General features: G+C 42.7%; 10 protein-coding genes. 6 read left to right on the forward strand and 4 right to left on the reverse strand.

Translation table 11 applies throughout. The annotated features are described in order from the left end of the window. Positions 1-23: 23 nt before the first annotated feature. The 4 genes from ACYVBM_RS00440 to ACYVBM_RS00455 form a co-directional block, all read right to left on the reverse strand. On the reverse strand, positions 24-2,300 hold the full coding sequence (locus ACYVBM_RS00440; protein WP_460683629.1) for a GH92 family glycosyl hydrolase: 2,277 nt from the start codon (positions 2,298-2,300) through the stop codon (positions 24-26). Between the two features lie 182 nt (positions 2,301-2,482). After that, positions 2,483-3,169 (reverse strand): basic secretory protein-like protein, encoded by a 687-nt coding sequence (locus ACYVBM_RS00445; protein ID WP_460683630.1) that lies wholly within the window; start codon positions 3,167-3,169, stop codon positions 2,483-2,485. A gap of 63 nt (positions 3,170-3,232) precedes the next feature. Then, entirely contained in the window at positions 3,233-4,654 is a 1,422-nt protein-coding gene (locus tag ACYVBM_RS00450; protein ID WP_460683631.1) for a glycoside hydrolase family 125 protein, read from the reverse strand. 26 nt (positions 4,655-4,680) lie between these two features. After that, on the reverse strand, positions 4,681-6,975 hold the full coding sequence (locus ACYVBM_RS00455) for a GH92 family glycosyl hydrolase (protein WP_460683632.1): 2,295 nt from the start codon (positions 6,973-6,975) through the stop codon (positions 4,681-4,683). Between the two features lie 21 nt (positions 6,976-6,996). Between ACYVBM_RS00455 and ACYVBM_RS00460 the strand changes: the two genes are divergently transcribed. The 6 genes from ACYVBM_RS00460 to ACYVBM_RS00485 all read left to right on the forward strand — a co-directional run bounded on the left by ACYVBM_RS00460 (position 6,997) and on the right by ACYVBM_RS00485 (position 16,606). Then, positions 6,997-7,608, forward strand: a complete 612-nt coding sequence (locus ACYVBM_RS00460) for an RNA polymerase sigma-70 factor (RefSeq protein ID WP_460683633.1) — start codon at positions 6,997-6,999, stop codon at positions 7,606-7,608. 66 nt (positions 7,609-7,674) lie between these two features. Next, a complete protein-coding gene (locus ACYVBM_RS00465) occupies positions 7,675-8,745 on the forward strand; it encodes a FecR family protein (RefSeq protein ID WP_460683634.1) in 1,071 nt (356 codons plus the stop codon). A 220-nt stretch (positions 8,746-8,965) separates the two neighbouring features. Then, positions 8,966-12,286 carry a SusC/RagA family TonB-linked outer membrane protein gene (locus ACYVBM_RS00470; RefSeq protein ID WP_460683635.1) on the forward strand — a complete coding sequence of 1,107 codons (3,321 nt, stop codon included), beginning with the start codon at positions 8,966-8,968 and terminating at the stop codon, positions 12,284-12,286. Positions 12,287-12,298: 12 nt separating this feature from the next. After that, entirely contained in the window at positions 12,299-13,954 is a 1,656-nt protein-coding gene (locus tag ACYVBM_RS00475; RefSeq protein WP_460683636.1) for a RagB/SusD family nutrient uptake outer membrane protein, read from the forward strand. A 160-nt stretch (positions 13,955-14,114) separates the two neighbouring features. Further along, entirely contained in the window at positions 14,115-15,248 is a 1,134-nt protein-coding gene (locus ACYVBM_RS00480) for a SusE domain-containing protein (RefSeq protein ID WP_460683637.1), read from the forward strand. Between the two features lie 158 nt (positions 15,249-15,406). Then, positions 15,407-16,606 (forward strand): glycoside hydrolase family 76 protein, encoded by a 1,200-nt coding sequence (locus ACYVBM_RS00485; protein WP_460683638.1) that lies wholly within the window; start codon positions 15,407-15,409, stop codon positions 16,604-16,606. Positions 16,607-16,776 lie beyond the last annotated feature (170 nt).

Genomic DNA, 16,776 nt, shown 5'->3' on the forward strand with positions numbered 1-16,776 from the left:
GTTAAAAAAATAATACTTGCACTCTAATTGTTCAGGCTCATAGAAAAAGGATAGTCGGATAACAATATGCCTCTTTTCACGTTGGGTTGTGCTCCCAGGCCAAAATTAATGGAGCCGCCCTTCAGCAATTCAAAATGATCGAAATAATTTTTTGTACTTACTTTACCATTGATGTTTACAGACTGTACATACCTGTTGGCGCTGCTATTCTGAGGCGCATTGATTACTAATTTTTTTCCATTTTCAAAATGAACTTCAGCTTTCTTAAATAAAGGAGTTCCGATAACATATTGGGTACTTGCCGGGGTAACCGGGTAAAAGCCCAATGCTGAAAATACATACCAGGCAGAAGTTTGCCCGTTGTCTTCATCCCCGCAATATCCATCGGCAGATGAATTATACAACCTATTCATTACCTCGCGCACCCAGTACTGCGATTTCCACGGCTGGCCGGCATAGTTATATAAATAGGTCATGTGCTGTATAGGCTGGTTGCCGTGCGCGTACTGCCCCATGCCCATTATCTGCATTTCGCGCATTTCATGAATGATGGATCTGTAATAATTATTGTCCCCGAAATCCGGCGGCATTATAAAAACAGAGTCTAACATGGTAACAAACATTTTATTGCCTCCCATTAACTGCTTCAGCCCTTCAATATCCTGGAACACGCTCCAGGAATAATGCCAGCTGTTCCCTTCAGTAAACGCTCCGCCCCAGGAATACGGATTAAAAGGAGCAGTAAAACTGCCGTCTTCATTTTTAGGGCGCATCAATAAAGTTTGCGGATCGAACAGCTTCTTATAGTTCATCGCTCTTTTCTTATACACATCTGTTTCTACGGCCGGCTTGCCCAATGCTTTTCCAAAAGCATAGATCGCATAATCGTCGTATGCATACTCTAATGAGCGGGCTACATTTTCATTAATTTTTACATCATTGGGTACATATCCCAGCCGGTTGTAGTATTCCACGCCCCGCCTTCCTGTGGCATTAGGGCCTTCATTATTAGCGCCATGTACCAGTGCCTGCCACAGTGTTTCTACATCGTAGCCTCGTAAGCCTTTTAAATAAGCTTCCGATACCACCGATGCTGAATTATTACCCACCATAATGCCCCGATAGCCGGGAGAAGACCATTCCGGCAGCCAGCCGCCTTCTTTAAAATCGCTGATAAGTCCCTGTTGCATCTCTTTTGCAATAGAGGGATATACAAAATGAAGAAAAGGATATAAAGCGCGGAAAGTATCCCAAAAACCGGTACCGGCAAATTTGTATCCCGGCTCGGTTTTGCCGGTATAAGGGCTGTAATGCACTGTTTTACCATTTGCATCTTTCTCATACATCCTTAAAGGAAAGAAAACCATGCGGTACAGGCAGGAGTAAAAAGTACGCATCTGCTCATCCGTGCCTCCTGATACTTTTACACGGCCCAATACATCCTCCCATATTTTTCTTCCTTCATTCTTTACTGCATCGAAACTTTTATTACCGATCTCCGAGTTTAAATTTAAAGCAGCCTGCTCAAAGCTGATAAATGATGATGCTACTTTTGCATTTACCACATCGCCTCTTTTCAAACCTTTAAACCCGATCACGGCTCCTGCGTGTTTGCTTTTCACTTCTTCATTAGCGGTAAATTCATTTTCGTTCCAGGTGGCTTTATAGTCAAAACTCCTGTCAAACTGTATCACAAAATAATTTTTAAAATTTTCGGACACACTGCCGCTGTTGCGTGTACTGTAACCAATGATCTTATTTTCCGAAGGAATGATTTTTATATAAGATCCCCTGTCAATAGCATCTATAACTACGTAAGCGCTGTCCGTTTTAGGAAAAGTGAAACGGAAGCGGGCGGCACGCTCGGTAGGCGTTATTTCTGTTGTTACATCAGCATCTGCGAGGTACACTTTATAGTAGTGCGGCTGCGCCACTTCTGTTTTGTGCGAAAACCAGCTGGCACGTTCTTCTTCCTTAAACCGCATCTTCCCGGTTACGGGCATTATCGCAAAATACCCGTAATCATTCATCCACGGAGAGGGCTGATGCGTTTGCTTAAAGCCAACTATCTTATCCTCACTGTATTTGTAGGCCCAGCCATCGCCCATTTTACCGGTTTGCGGAGTCCATAAATTCATACCCCAGGGCAACCCGATAGCAGGATAAGTATTGCCATTGGATAATTCAAATTTTGACAGGGTACCCATCAGCGGGTTTACATAATCAAGTGGTTGCTGCGCGTTGGCCGAAAGGCTCCCCAACACAAGGCAAAAAGCGAAGATTTTTTTAACTGCGTTCATTACTAATTCATGTTTTAATAAATACATTTTTTATTGTGCAGGTATATAATATATAGCAGCGAAATTGCGACACTCCGTTTTATCTGTACCATATAGCTCAGCCCATATCAGCGATACCCTGTTATTGGTCAGACGGAGAACGTCAGACCGGGTTAATAGCATCAACTACTCATCAATACATTTTAAATAGAGGGCGATGCTAAATAATCACTCCAAAGTTCATCAATAGTTTTCCCTGTCAATTGCGTCCATAAGGCATCGGCATAAAGGGCTTTATTTAGCTGTTGATATAATTCGCGAACAAACCCTTTTTTTACTTTACTATCCACCCACGTAAGAAACCGGCCTGTTGTACGATAGCCATAAAAATATTTTTCGTAAGGCAACGGCGCATTAAAAAACCAGTTAGCTGCTTTATTATTAATCCCATATTTAAACCTTGCATAATCTGAAATACCCGTTTCTAACCAAAACGGAACCTGGTAATTATCGTAACCCTGCAACACATTCATTAAATGATGGGTAAGAACGTCAATGTCTTCAGGTCTTCCTTCTAACCACTTAGGATGGAGCCGGATAGTTGAGCCTGAATTGTTCCCCACTACGCCCAATAATGAATCAATTGTCAAAGTAACTTCTCTTTTTGCAGTTGGATTAAATTCTTTTACCAAAGCCGGATACACTTTAAAATATGTTTCAACAAGTTTTTGTTTTATCTCCGGGTTAAACTTTCCTGCAAAGTTTTGAAAATTGAACGTGTACCCTTCATATTTGTACTGGTTTAACGATGGGTCATACTTAAATTCCTGTGATGCCCCCTTCAAATAAATTAGTAAGAGGATACTGACAATTCCAATAATTCTCTTCATGGTTTTTAATTTAATCGAATTAAGATATTCTGCTATTGGTCAGACGGAGACCGTCAGACCAGGTTATACAAGCAAGTGCGGCTTTTCTTTAAACGTTCTCCACAACAGCTCTCCAAATAAAGTATTGCTCCATGCGAACCATTCACGTGTAAATTTTTTAGGATCATCTTTATGGAACGATTCGTGCATGAAGCCCGTTCCGCCATGCGTTTTTTGCAATATTTGAATACACTGCCTGATCTCCGCATCATTATCCGATGTAAGCGCCTTCATGGTAAGGCTCATGGGCCAAATCATATCCAGGCCTATATGTGGCCCGCCAATACCCTCGCCTGCCGAGCCTTTGAAGAAAAAGGGGTTTTCTTTCGACCATACAAATTTCCTGGTATTGGCATATACCGGATCGTTTGAGGTTACAGCACCGAGGTAAGGCAGTCCTAAAAGGCTGGGCACATTGGCATCGTCCATCAATACAGCGCTGCCATAACCGTTCACTTCAAAAGCATACAGCTTGCCAAACTGCGGATGCGTGGCTACTCCGTGTTTTTTTAATGCGCTTTCAACTTCTGCAGCCAAAGCGGCAAGCTCAGCAGCCAGCTTTGCATCTTTAGCTATTTTAGAAACCATCTCTGCCGCCTGTTTAAGACTTACCACCGCAAAAAAATTAGAGGGTATAAGATAGGCAAAAATAGTAGCGTCATCGCTGGGGCGGAACATGGAGCAAATAAGCCCGTTGGGTTTTACAGGATACCCGTAGCCAGCCATAGGCACGCCATCTGTGGCCCACGCCGTTTCCCTTTGAAAACTATAAGGGCCCTTTCCTTCTTTACGTTGTTGCTCTTTAAAGGTTTTTAAGGTTAAAGCGATGGCTTCTTTCCAAGAGGCATCGAACGGAGCCGTATCGCCGGTTTGCTTCCAAAAATGATATGCCAGCCTTACAGGATAACAAAGCGAATCTATCTCCCATTTACGCTCGTGTATACCGGGCTTCATATCTGTTTTATCGCTTTCTTTCCATTTGCTGATTTTGGCATCATCATTATAAAAGGCATTGGCATAAGGATCTTTCAGAATAAAATGCGTTTGTTTATTAATAACCCCGGCGATAAGCTTATGCAGGGCTTTATCTTCCCGTGTGAACTGAAGATAGGGGAATACCTGAGCCGAGCTGTCACGAAGCCACATGGCATCAATATCTCCCGTAATCACATAGGTGTCGGGCTTCCCGTTGTTTTCAGTATAAAACACAGTAGTGTCTAACGTATTAGGAAAACAATTATTGAACAGCCAGCCCAGCTCTTTGTTTTTCACTTTTGATTGAAAAGTTTTAATTGCGTTCTCAATAGCGGCGCTTTTAAAATGCCTTTCAGCCTCAGGCCAGCGTACCACAGGAAAATCCTGTGCTGGCTGCGCAAAAGAAAATTTATTAAACGCTAACCCCGCGCTTAAGACTCCTGTGTTTTGAAGAAATGTTTTACGATCCATAAAATAAATTTATATAAATACCTGTTTTATTTACCCGGTGCATCCGTAAAAATCAAAAGATCTTTACCCTGCTGCAACTGTTTATGCTGAATAACGTAGCTATCTATTTTTTGGCCGTCATACATTATTTTTTGTATGCGCTCACCATTCCCTTTTTTCAGGATATTGAATTTTATGCCGTTCAGGTCAAATACTACTTTATCAAATAAAGGTACGGTAATAAGATATTCCGGGTCTGCGGGTGAATAAGTATATAACCCTATTGCATTGAGCACATACCAGGCCGACATTTCGCCCGCATCATCCATACCTGCATAAGCCAGCCGCTCAGGGCCCATCCTGTAATATTTATCCAGTATTAAATTTAATATACGCTGCGCTTTTTCCTGCTTGCCTGTAAAATAATACAGATAGGGCGAGCTATGACCCGGCTGATTTCCATGACAATACTGGCCGATAAAGGTAGTAAGATTATGTGCCTCGTAACCTTTCCAGGGGATAGTAAACAAAGAGTCCAGCTTTTTTTCAAAAGTTTTTTTATCAGGGTACAGGGCAATAAAACCCTGGGGATCGTGTGGCGCAAAAAAAGTGGACTGCCACCCATTGGCCTCGCGGTACATATACTCGAAATAAGGCTGCTCGGGATCAAAAGGCGTGATCCATTCTCCGTTAGCCAAACGCCCCCGCATTAATTGCGTGGAGGGATCAAAAAGATGCTTATAACTATCCGCTCTTTTCATCAGCTTTTTATAGTTTTCCTCATCATTCAATGCTTTTGCCAATAATGCTGTGGCATAATCATCATACGAATATTCCTGTGTTTTGGTAACTGCTGCTTTGGCTACGGTTACCAGTTCAGGATTTTGAACATCCATTTCCGATATCCAGCCCCGTTTCATATATTCTTCAAGGTGCGGCCGGCCTCCTTTACCGTCCACAAAAGCATTGTTCAGCAACAGTCTGTAGGCTTTCTGAACATCAAAACCTCTTATGCCTCTCAGGTAGCTTCCTGCAACAAATACAGAAGCGTGATCTCCGTGAAAGAAGGTAGGCATGTACCCTTTTATCTCACCGCGATCGGTTATGGACCGGATCACATCAGTGGCTACATCAGGAGCGATCATACCCAGCAGTACCAGCTTATTCCTGTAGTCGTCCCAGAAAGACGGATCGCTGTAATACCTGAAGCCTTTATTTACTACTTCTCCTTTTACGTTCCTGAAGGCTCCGTTCACATCGCTTAACAGCACAGGCCACAGAAAGGAACGATACAAGGTAGAGTAGAATGTTTCCTTTTGATCAGCCGTTCCACCGGTAACCTTTATTTTAGATAACAGCGTCTCCCAGGTATTTTCAGCACCTGCCTTTACCTGGTCAAAGCTTTTAGAGATCATTTCTGATTCGAGATTCATCTTCGCATGCTCAATGCTCACATAGGAAAAACCGAATTTTATTTCCAGCGGATCACTTACATTTTTATTATCAGCATAGTTGACAATAGTTACTTCTGTGTCTTCGTCTTTAAGCGGTTCTATATTCTTTATCCTGTGATTGGCCACAGCATAAAAGAAAAAAGAAGCCCCGGTTTTTTGATATCCTGCGAAACTGTTTTCTCCTTTTTGTTCTATTTTCCAGTCATGCACTTTTTCATTGGAACGCGAGAGATCAGCAAGCAGTTTTTTATCCTGTCCCTTCCTGTATGAGTATTTGTGATAGGCGCACCGCAAGGTAGTAGTTACTTCTGCATTGATCCCGTACTTTTCCAGGTACACCTGGTAGTAACCGGGGCTGGCTGATTCATTGGCATGGGTAAAACGGGAATAATAAGTTTTTGGATCCACATCACCACTAACGGCAATGAAAGGGGCATAACAAAGATTCCAGTGGCCTTTGCTGGTATGTGCAAAGGCGTAAATGACTGTATCCTCGTATTGATAGCCCGAGCCGCTGCGCCACATGGTTACGGGCGTGGCCTGCACCATAGCATTGGGTAAAGAAGCTCCCGGAAATGTTTCTCCGCCCCATGCCCTGTGCGTTGGCTTATAGCCCAGGTCTGCGCTATCCCATAAGGTAGTGGTTCCTATAAACGGGTTTACAAAACCTGTTAAACGCGGTTTCTTTTTCTGTGCCAGGCTTGTTGATGCTACCATTAACAGGCATACTAACCAAAAAATATGTACCGGCCTGGTACCTGTTTCATTTTTTATAAAACAATAAGATTCATCCCCGCCTGGAAGTAGGCGGCCATTGCTTCTGTTACATGCTGAAAAAGAGAGTATTGGCAAAATCGTTTTTGCCCTAAAGATAAAAAATTTATTCAATAAGCAAAAATTATCTGTCTTATGTTTCAGCGATCTTTGTATTTTCGCTGGTCAATGAACGAAAGCCGTAGAAAATATTTGCTGCATGCGATTGCCGAATATAACGATCAGTCTGCCTTTGACGAGCTTTTTACCTTTTACTTCCCGGCGCTGGTTTCATTTGCAAATAACATTGTTAAAGATGTGCAACTGGCAGAGGAAGTGGTGGAAGATGTTTTTGTGAAGCTATGGAACAACAGAAAAACGATGGTATCTATCAGAAGTTTTTCACATTATATATATACAGCCACCAAATACACTGCCATCAGCGCTTTAAAAAATCAGCGTACCATTCTCTACGACGACTTTTCAGAAGACCTCCGGTTAACCTATATCAGCCCCGAAACCATTTTTATCAGCAATGAAAATATTGCAGGGATAGCATTGGCTATCAATGAACTGCCGTCAAAATGCAGGCTGGTATTCAGGCTGATAAAGGAAGAAGGGCTGAAATACGAGGAAGTAGCACAATTACTCCAGATCTCTGTTAAAACAGTTGAAAGGCAAATGTCTATTGCCACTAAAAAGCTGGTTATTGCATTGCAGGGCATGCTTCCGGAGCTGCGGGACCATCTCAAACAAAAAAAAGCTTAAATTTTTTTTACTCCTTTTGAGGGTTTTGTCATTTCTAACCCGACTATATATATAGAACCGGTTAAAATGGACAAAAACAGGCTTATTGAGCTACTTACAAAAAAAGAGTCGGGAATCATAACACTTCCTGAAACCCGTGAGCTTAATGAGTATTTAATCAATAACACAGATGATAAAATCATCGCCGATGCATTAACTACTGTGCTGGCGGGGTCTTTTATTGTTGAACAGGCTTACCAGCCAGATGAAATTCAGCGCCACGTTAAAAACCTTCATGATAAGATTAATACGGACCTCCATACGCTGCTTTCTGCCAGGAAGCCCGGCAAAAGCAGGCTTATTATAATGATAAGCACCATTGCGGCTTCACTGATATTAGGAATTGCCGGTTATTATTTTATTTATTCGGGCAGGCAGTCCCATACAGTGGCAAAAAATGTACTGTCAACAAAAAAAGGCTCTAAATCAACATTAGAACTGCCCGACGGTACTAAAGTATGGCTAAACGCTGATACCAGGCTCACCTACGATAAAAATTACGGTGAAAAAACAAGAGCGGTGGAGCTTACAGGAGAGGCGTATTTTGATGTGGTTAAAGATGCAGACCACCCGTTTATTGTTCGTACAAAATTTATGGATGTAAAAGTATTAGGCACGGCATTTAATGTAAGGGCGTATGATAATGAAGTAAATACCCAGGCTACTCTCATCAGGGGGAAGGTAGAAGTATATCTCAGAAATAAGACCAATGAAAAAATAATCTTAAAGCCCAATGAGAAAATCATTGTTAAGAATAATGAATTTCATAATAACAACGCTCCTGTTCCCACATCCAGGAACGCGCCTGAAATGTCTGTAATAAACATACAATTAAACAACACAGCTGATTCAACGGCAAATGAAATACAATGGACGAAAAACAGATTAATTTTTGACCAAACAGATTTCAGTGAAGTCATCCGGGAGCTTGAGCGATGGTATGGCGTAAAAATAATGGTAAAAGACTCCTCTGTTTTAGAAAGAAGGCTAAGCGGCATATTCGAAAACGAAAGCCTGCCGGAAGTGCTTGAATCCTTTAAACTGGCAGCCGGATTTAACTACCGGATCTCTGACAATATCCTAACGATATATAAATAATATTTTTTAACTATAAACCCTTTAGGCAATATGAGTAAATAGACTAATTAAAAAAATGGCGAAAAATGCTCGCAACATTTTTCGCCTGAAATAAACAGACAGAGACATTGCACCGCTGCAATATTCTATCACATTTTTAAATCATAACGAAAATATGAAAAAAACAGATTGCCTTGCCGTCTGCCGGAGAAGGTATAGGATCATTAAATTTCTGCTGCTGATGAAACTATCATTGTTTATCGTGCTCTTCACCGCATTTCAGGCATTAGCCTATTCTGGCGCTTCACAGGAGCGGATCAGTCTCCATTTAAAAAGCACACCGCTTTCTGCTGCACTAAAAAAAATAGAATCAACCTACAATTACCGGTTTGTTTATACTGAAGGGGTAGCGCTTACAAACGAGAAAGTGAACCTGAATGTCACCAATGCCACCATAGACAACGTAATGTACCAGTTACTGGTAAATACCGCGTTTACATATAAAAAAATGAGCAAAGACCTGCTGGTTATTATTCCCGCTGACAAAAACAAGCTGCAGCTAACAGTGCAGGGCAAAATTGTAGATTCAGCAGGAAACGCTTTGTCTGGGGTAAGTATTTTGGAAAAGGGTACCAGTAACGGAACCACTTCTGATACTGACGGGCGTTTTTCTCTTAAACTCAACAGCAATACAGCCGTTCTTGTAGTTTCAAGAGTAGGATATGAAACACGGGAAATACTGGTAACAGGCGAAGAGCTAGGCCCCATTGTATTAACAGTAACGGAAGAAAAGCTGGATGAAGTAATAGTGATCGGTTATGGCACCACCACACGTAAACAAATTATAGGCGCCGTGGACCAGGTATCTTCAAAAAATATCGAGAACCGGCCTGTAGGCAACCTTACCCAGGCATTACAGGGCGCTGCGCCAAGCCTCATGATACAGCAAAAAAGTATGGATCCGAATGACAATTCGATGAATGTCAATATACGCGGCGTCAACACATTTACCAATGCCAGCCCGTTGGTGGTAATTGACGGGATGATCTCCGATATCAGTAATATGAATAAGCTGAACCCGAATGATGTTGATAATATCTCTGTGCTTAAAGATGCCGGTACCGCTGCGATTTACGGTTCCCGCTCCGCAAGTGGCGTTATCCTTGTTACCACCAAAAAAGGAGCTAAAAATTCAAAACCGCAGATAAAGCTGGGCGCTTCTTACGGCGTACAGCAGGCAGATATTCTATATGAACCGGTAGAAGGATGGCAAAATGCTACCTTATTAAATGTGGCTTTGGCAAATGGCGGGCAGGCGCCTGCTTATACACCCGGACAGATCCAGGATCTGAAGGATCATGGAGATGCTGAATGGATGATGGACTATATTTTTAAAGATGCGCCCCAGCAGGCGTATGATGTTAATATCTCAGGCGGGTCTGCCAACAGCACTTATATGATATCCGGCGGTTATTTTGACCAGGGAAGCAACTTTATAGGCCCGGGATACGGAATTAAAAGGTATAACCTGCGTACAAAATTAACTACAGAATATAAAAGGTTTAAGGCAGATATATTTTTAGGTTACGTAAGAACTGATATTAAAGGAGACGAAGCCAACCAGGGCTTTAAAATTGCTGATGCCAGCCGCACCCCTAAGTATTACTATAACGTTCCTAAAACAGCAGACGGAAGATACCTGATCAGTTCAGTAGGTACCAACGTTGCCGCACAACTGGAACAGGCGGGGTACAACAGGCACAACAACGACTGGATCAATATAGGAACCACGCTGGAATTTAAAATCACCAACGACCTTAAAGCAAGAGCAGTGTTTGGTTCTGATATCAGTTCCAACTGGCGTTTTATCCGCAGGCTGGAATATCCTACCTATAACAGCCCAGAAAGTACCACCCCTGTTATGAACGGCACCAACCGCGAAACGGAAAATTATGCCTTTAAAGGGGTTTTTATCAACTCCCAGGTTTTACTGGATTACAATAAGCATATCGGCAAGCATAACATAAGCGCCATGGGAGGCGTATCGCAGGAAGTGCTGAACAACCGCGGGTTCGACGCGAAAACACGATATACAGATCCCGATCTCGGCATCGTAATTTCTAATGGCGAAGAGGAAAACTTTTATGAAGGCACTACAACAGAGTTGAATGGTACGCTTAAACGCGTTATCCAGTCTGCTTTCGGGCGGGCCAACTATAATTATGACAACAGGTATTCCGCTGAGTTTACATTACGGGCAGACGGGTCAAGCCGTTTTCCGAAAGAGAACCGCTGGGGAACTTTTCCTTCCGCTTCATTAGGATGGACGGTTTCGGAAGAGAACTTTATGAAGGGCTACCAGAATAATATCGGTGATCTGAAGCTGCGCGGCTCTTGGGGTATTCTAGGCAACCAGGAAATAGCAGACTTTCAATATTTCACCACCTATACTGTTTATAATAACCAGGTTGGTTTTTCAAACACTGCGGCTTCCGGTACAGGTTTCCAGGAAGCCAGCCCTAACCTGAAATGGGAAAAGGTAAACAGCAAGAATATAGGGCTGGACCTGTCTTTCTTAAAAAGAGCGCTCAATGTTAGCTTCGATGTGTTTTTAAATAAAACCACAGACATTTTGCTTACCCCTATCACACCAAGCGTGTATGGTACCGTATTAGGTGTGGTAAATATCGGTTCCATGCAGAACCGTGGGTGGGAGCTGAATGTTAATTATCGGCTCGCCACCGGAGAGGTAAACCACAGCATTGCTTTCAATATCGGCAATACACAGAACAGGGCTTTGGACTTAGGCAATCCCGAGATAAGAACTGTGGATAATATCGGTTTTATCAGGCGCAACGGGCTTCCGTTAGGCGCTTATTACGGGCTGAAAACTGACGGTTTATTCCAGAGTTATGAAGAAATAGCCAATGCCGCTGTTCCGGTAGGTACTTCCCCACAACCAGGCGATGTAAAATACGTTGACAGGAACAATGACGGTGTCATTAACAATGATGACCGTTTTTATCTTGGAGACGGCTTCCCTCACTATAACTTCGGTTTCTCTTATAATGCCAATTATAAAGGCTTCGACCTTTCAGTGCTGGTTCAGGGTGTGGGCAGAAGACTGCAATCGCTCAGGGGTGATATTTATACGCCCTTTCATAACGGCGGTTGGTACCCTGTTATCTTTAAGCACCAGTTAGATACATGGTCGGTTACTAATACAGATGCCCGGTTCCCCAGGCTCAATACCAATAGCGGCTCCTCTTATTCCAACAACTGGGGGCAGGCATCAGATATGTATCTCCTCGATGCCAAATATATACGCATTAAAAACATACAGGTAGGGTATACGCTGCCGCAGCAGGTTGTTAAAAAAATAGGGCTGGATAAAGTGCGTATTTATGCAAACGCCCAGAATCCTTTTACTTTCTCCAAAAACTCCTTCATTGATCCGGAATCAACAGAGTTCGATAATATGCTTAAAGCAGGAGGAGGTAACAGCGGGAGAAATTATCCTACGCTTAAATTTTACGGAGCCGGTATCAATGTAGCGTTTTAAAATGTATGAAAAATGAAAAAAATATTATATATTATATTAACCTTTACAGCAATAGTACAGTTTTATTCCTGCCAGAAGCTGGACGTTGCTCCTGTTAATAAATTTACTGAAGCCAATTATTGGGTAAGCACCGATAAGGCAAGGCTGGTTTTAAATATGGCTTATAACCAGATGTACAATGCCGGGATGATGTGGCGGGATGAATTTTTAAGCGATAACCTCGTACATACTTATGGCACCAGCGACCCCTACACTATTCGCAGGGGAGAAGCCACCGCCGCGCTCAATCTTTTTGCCAACGAATGGAGCGATGCGTACGGCGGTATAAAAACCTGCCTGGTATTCCTTGAAAACGTGGACAGGGTGCCGGGTATGGACGAGAATGTAAAAAGCAGGATGATTGATGAAATACGGTTTATTCGCGCTTATATCTATTTCAGGCTGGTTAATTATTATGGCGATGTGCCGTTCTTCACCAGCCAGGTTAGCCTGGATGAAGCCTATAAAGTACACCGTACCGCCAAAAGCGAGGTGCTGGCTTTTATACATTCGGAGTTAGATGAAATTATCCAGAATGGTAACCTGCCTAAAAATGATAACCTAAACGCAGACGAAAAAGGCCGCATTACAACGGGAGCTGCCGTTGCTTTCCAGGCAAGAGCCTATTTATATGAAAACAACTATCCCAAAGTAAAAGAGTACACCGGGCGCCTGATCAGCGAACCGTCAAAATACGGCTCTTATCAGTTGTTTCAGCATACTGTGAAAAATGAAAGCTACTTCCGCCTTTTTACACCGGAAAATGAATATAACAGCGAAATTATACTGGATATCACATACGTACCGGGACTAAAAACCTGGGACAATATGAAGCAGATGGCACCGATTACAAAATACGCGGAAATATCGGCAGATAACCCGACCCAGGAACTGGTAGATGAATACATGACATTAAACGGGCTTCCCGTTAAAGGAACAGGCAAAGACCCCTCCTATAATGAAAATGATCCTTATACCAACCGCGATCCGCGCCTCACGGCAAGCATTGTATATGACAATTACAAGTGGTTAAATCAAAACGGATCAGTAAGCACCATAAGAACAGCAGTGGGTTCCGGCACTGATGATTCTTATAAAGGGCCAACAGAACGCCAAACCAAGACAGGTTATTATGTACGCAAATATTATGACTGGACCATGACCAGCAATAACCAGTCTGGCCTTAACATCGTCATGTTCCGCTATGCCGATGTGCTGCTCATGTATGCCGAAGCCAGCAATGAGCTCGGTAAAATATCACAGGCAGAATGGAATATAACCTTAAGGCCAATACGTGAAAGAGCAGGCTTCGGGACCGCAGTAGCGCTGGATTATCCCGCATCAAAATCGCAGGCAGAGCTAAGGAGCATTATACGAAACGAAAGGCGTGTAGAGCTGGCCTTCGAAGGTTTGCGCTGGTATGATATAAAGCGTTGGCAGATCGGGCACGAAGTACTGAACGGAAGAATACACGGGTTTAAATTTGCCGGAAGCGATCCCAATACAGATGGAGGATATGTTCGGGTAGAACAATACCAGTTTAACAGCAACCGCGATTATTTATGGTCAGTACCATTAAACCAGATGGACCTGAATGCCAATTTAAAGCCTAACAACCCCGGGTATTAATTAAGATCAATTACATGGATAAACGCTCAACATAAAAAATTATGAAATGAGCATAAAAAATATTCTTTATTATATCAAAAGGATAAATATTTTTCTATGCGAGTTCCCTGTCTGCCAACAGGCAGGCATGTGACCATTAAAAACCATAAAAAATAAACACATGAAAAAAATAGTATCTTATATTTTTATAGCTTTTTCATTCATCCTGGTTATAACAGGCTGCAGGAAAAATGAAATGGAGTACAAAGATCCCAGAGTAAGCGCTGTTGATGCGCTGTATGCTCCTTTAGGAAATCAACAATTAACTTTAAGCGCTGACCAGGGCGCCAGCTTATTATTCCAGTGGGCACCCAGCCATGCACAGGATGGGCAACTGGTTTCTTATGAAGTGGTTTTTTACAAGGAATCGAATTTAGAAACCCCTGTATATAGAATTATTTCTGAACAGGGCGGTAAAGAGCTGTACGCAAGTATCTCTCACCTGGATATTAACCGGGCCTGCTCGGCTGCCGGTATCCCAACCGGGGAAACAGGAACTGTTTACTGGACAGTTGTTTCCTGGCGTGGGCTAAGTTCTGCTACGTGTCCGCAAAAAAACAAGCTTACCGTAAAACGGCTGGAAGGGTTTGAAGCCATTCCTGATGAAGTGTATATTACCGGTGAAGCTTCTGAAACAGGTACAGATATTTCAAAGGCGCTTCCCATGAAAAGAACAGAAAATGGTAAGTTCGAAATATATACACAATTGAAGAAAGAAGGGGGGTTTAAATTTACAGACCGGAAAACCGGTGATCCTGTCAGCTATTATATTAACGCATCTAATAAATTAGCTGAAGCTAATAATGATGAATTATCTAAGGTAGATGAAACCGCTGTTTACCGTATCACGCTTGATTTTACAAATAAAGCCGTAACCTCCCTAAAGATCACTAAAATGGGTGTGTTCTTCTGCCCTGAAAACAAGGTCGTTTTAGACCTGGCGTACAAGGGTGCCGGCGTATGGTCCGGAACCGGCGTCATCAATTTCAGACAGGAAAGCTGGGGAAGAGATGAACGCTATAAATTCCAGCTCGAAACTTCTTCCGGAACAAAACAGCTGGGTACAGTGAATGGCACCGACAGCCGGCCCACGGCCAGCAGCCCGGCCTCTTACTATTATGTAAGGCTGCTCGATCAAAATTCACAATGGGATGACAAATGGAAATTTGCCACCGAGGTAGACGGCGCAAGCACTACAGTAACGCTTAGCATGAAGGCTGATGCCGCTTATACACATACCGTAAAAGTGAATTAAACTTTAACTGATAGGGCTGTCCCCAAAGGCTCCTTGATTGTCATATTGCCCCGATAGCTATCGGGATGACGAAATATGGACAATCAGGGGAATAGCCTTCGACAAGTTCAGGCTGACATACTTTTTGGTAAGCTCTATTAAAACAAATAAAAACGCACATGAAAAAGATTGCTATAATTTATAGCCTTGCTCTTCTTGCATTATCTTCCTGTATAAAGTATGATGATGCTTATACGGCGGTAAAAAATGCAAAAGATGATTTTTATGCTGTAAACTGGACAGCTGCTGCGGATAGCAGCACTAATTCATTTTTTAACAGATACTGGAATACCACATCGCATGTGTTTAATAACACATATGATGGTGAAATACAGGGAAACGACTACTGGCCGGAAGCTCATGGTCTGGATGTACTGGTAGATGCCTACCTGAGAACAAACGATAACAGGTTTAAACAGGCTATATATGATTTTTACGAGGGGGTAAGAAAAAAGAACTGGTACAGCAATAACTGGGAGAACGAATATTATGATGATATGGGCTGGCATGGGCTGGCACATATGAGGGCGCTGGAAGCCACGGGCGATCAACGCTATGCACAATCATCCAAAGACCTGTGGCGCTGGATTACTGCAGGCTGGACAGGGTATGACGGCGGTGGTATTAAATGGCGTAAATCATCAGACGATCTGGGAGAAGCAAAAGGCATTCCTGCCAACGGGCCTGCTGCTATTATCGCTGCCCGAAGATACAGGAAATACCCTGATGAAATAAATGGCGGACTCAACAACCTGGAATGGGCTAAAAGGATCTATAACTGGATGAAATATTATCGTACTATTTTGTCGTCTGGCAGGGTATTCGAAAATATTAATAACACCAATAACGATTACTCATACGATGTGGGCACTTATTTAGGCGCCGCCCTGGAGTTATATGATATTACAAAAGACAAAGTCTATTTTGATGATGCTGTAAGAATTACCAACTATCATATCTCGCACAATATAGATAAAGCGTATGGCGTAATGAAGGATTTTGGTGAACAGGCCGGAGGGGGTAAGGGCCACGATGTAAACCTCTTCAAAGGAATATTTGTTCGTTATTTCACCATACTGATACAGCATCCTGATCTGCCTGCCGCCGACCGGGGACGTTACCTTGGATTCTTGAAAAACAACGCTGAATATTTATGGATCAAAGGAACGCAGAAAACACCTGATATAAAATTCAGTTATACCTGGTGGAAGAACCCCGGAGATGCCGAGGTATGGGGCGATCTTCGTGCAGCAATAAGCGGGGCCACCACTATGGAAGCGATGGCATTATTGAAAAAAAACGGGTACCTGGATAAATAGCCGTGTTGAGCAGAAAGCATGTACGCCCAAAATTTACGTAATTAACGTAAGTTTTGGGCGTTTTTGATATTTTGGTAATGGCTGCGTTCACCCCACTGCATTTTCGTTTAGCTTACACCACGAACGCTATTAGAAAAGGGGAATTTTGCCTTAACAAAGATCCCAACCTC

Source organism: Niabella aquatica, assembly GCF_054779315.1.

Excerpts from the sequence above, each read along its gene's own strand:
- ACYVBM_RS00480 (WP_460683637.1), top strand. The coding sequence starts at position 14,115 with ATGAAAAAAATAGTATCTTATATTTTTATAGCTTTTTCATTCATCCTG.
- ACYVBM_RS00460 (WP_460683633.1), top strand. The coding sequence starts at position 6,997 with ATGTTTCAGCGATCTTTGTATTTTCGCTGGTCAATGAACGAAAGCCGT.
- ACYVBM_RS00475 (WP_460683636.1), top strand. The coding sequence starts at position 12,299 with ATGAAAAAAATATTATATATTATATTAACCTTTACAGCAATAGTACAG.
- ACYVBM_RS00485 (WP_460683638.1), top strand. The coding sequence starts at position 15,407 with ATGAAAAAGATTGCTATAATTTATAGCCTTGCTCTTCTTGCATTATCT.
- ACYVBM_RS00470 (WP_460683635.1), top strand. The coding sequence starts at position 8,966 with ATGAAACTATCATTGTTTATCGTGCTCTTCACCGCATTTCAGGCATTA.
- ACYVBM_RS00440 (WP_460683629.1), bottom strand. The coding sequence starts at position 2,300 with ATGAACGCAGTTAAAAAAATCTTCGCTTTTTGCCTTGTGTTGGGGAGC.
- ACYVBM_RS00445 (WP_460683630.1), bottom strand. The coding sequence starts at position 3,169 with ATGAAGAGAATTATTGGAATTGTCAGTATCCTCTTACTAATTTATTTG.
- ACYVBM_RS00450 (WP_460683631.1), bottom strand. The coding sequence starts at position 4,654 with ATGGATCGTAAAACATTTCTTCAAAACACAGGAGTCTTAAGCGCGGGG.
- ACYVBM_RS00465 (WP_460683634.1), top strand. The coding sequence starts at position 7,675 with ATGGACAAAAACAGGCTTATTGAGCTACTTACAAAAAAAGAGTCGGGA.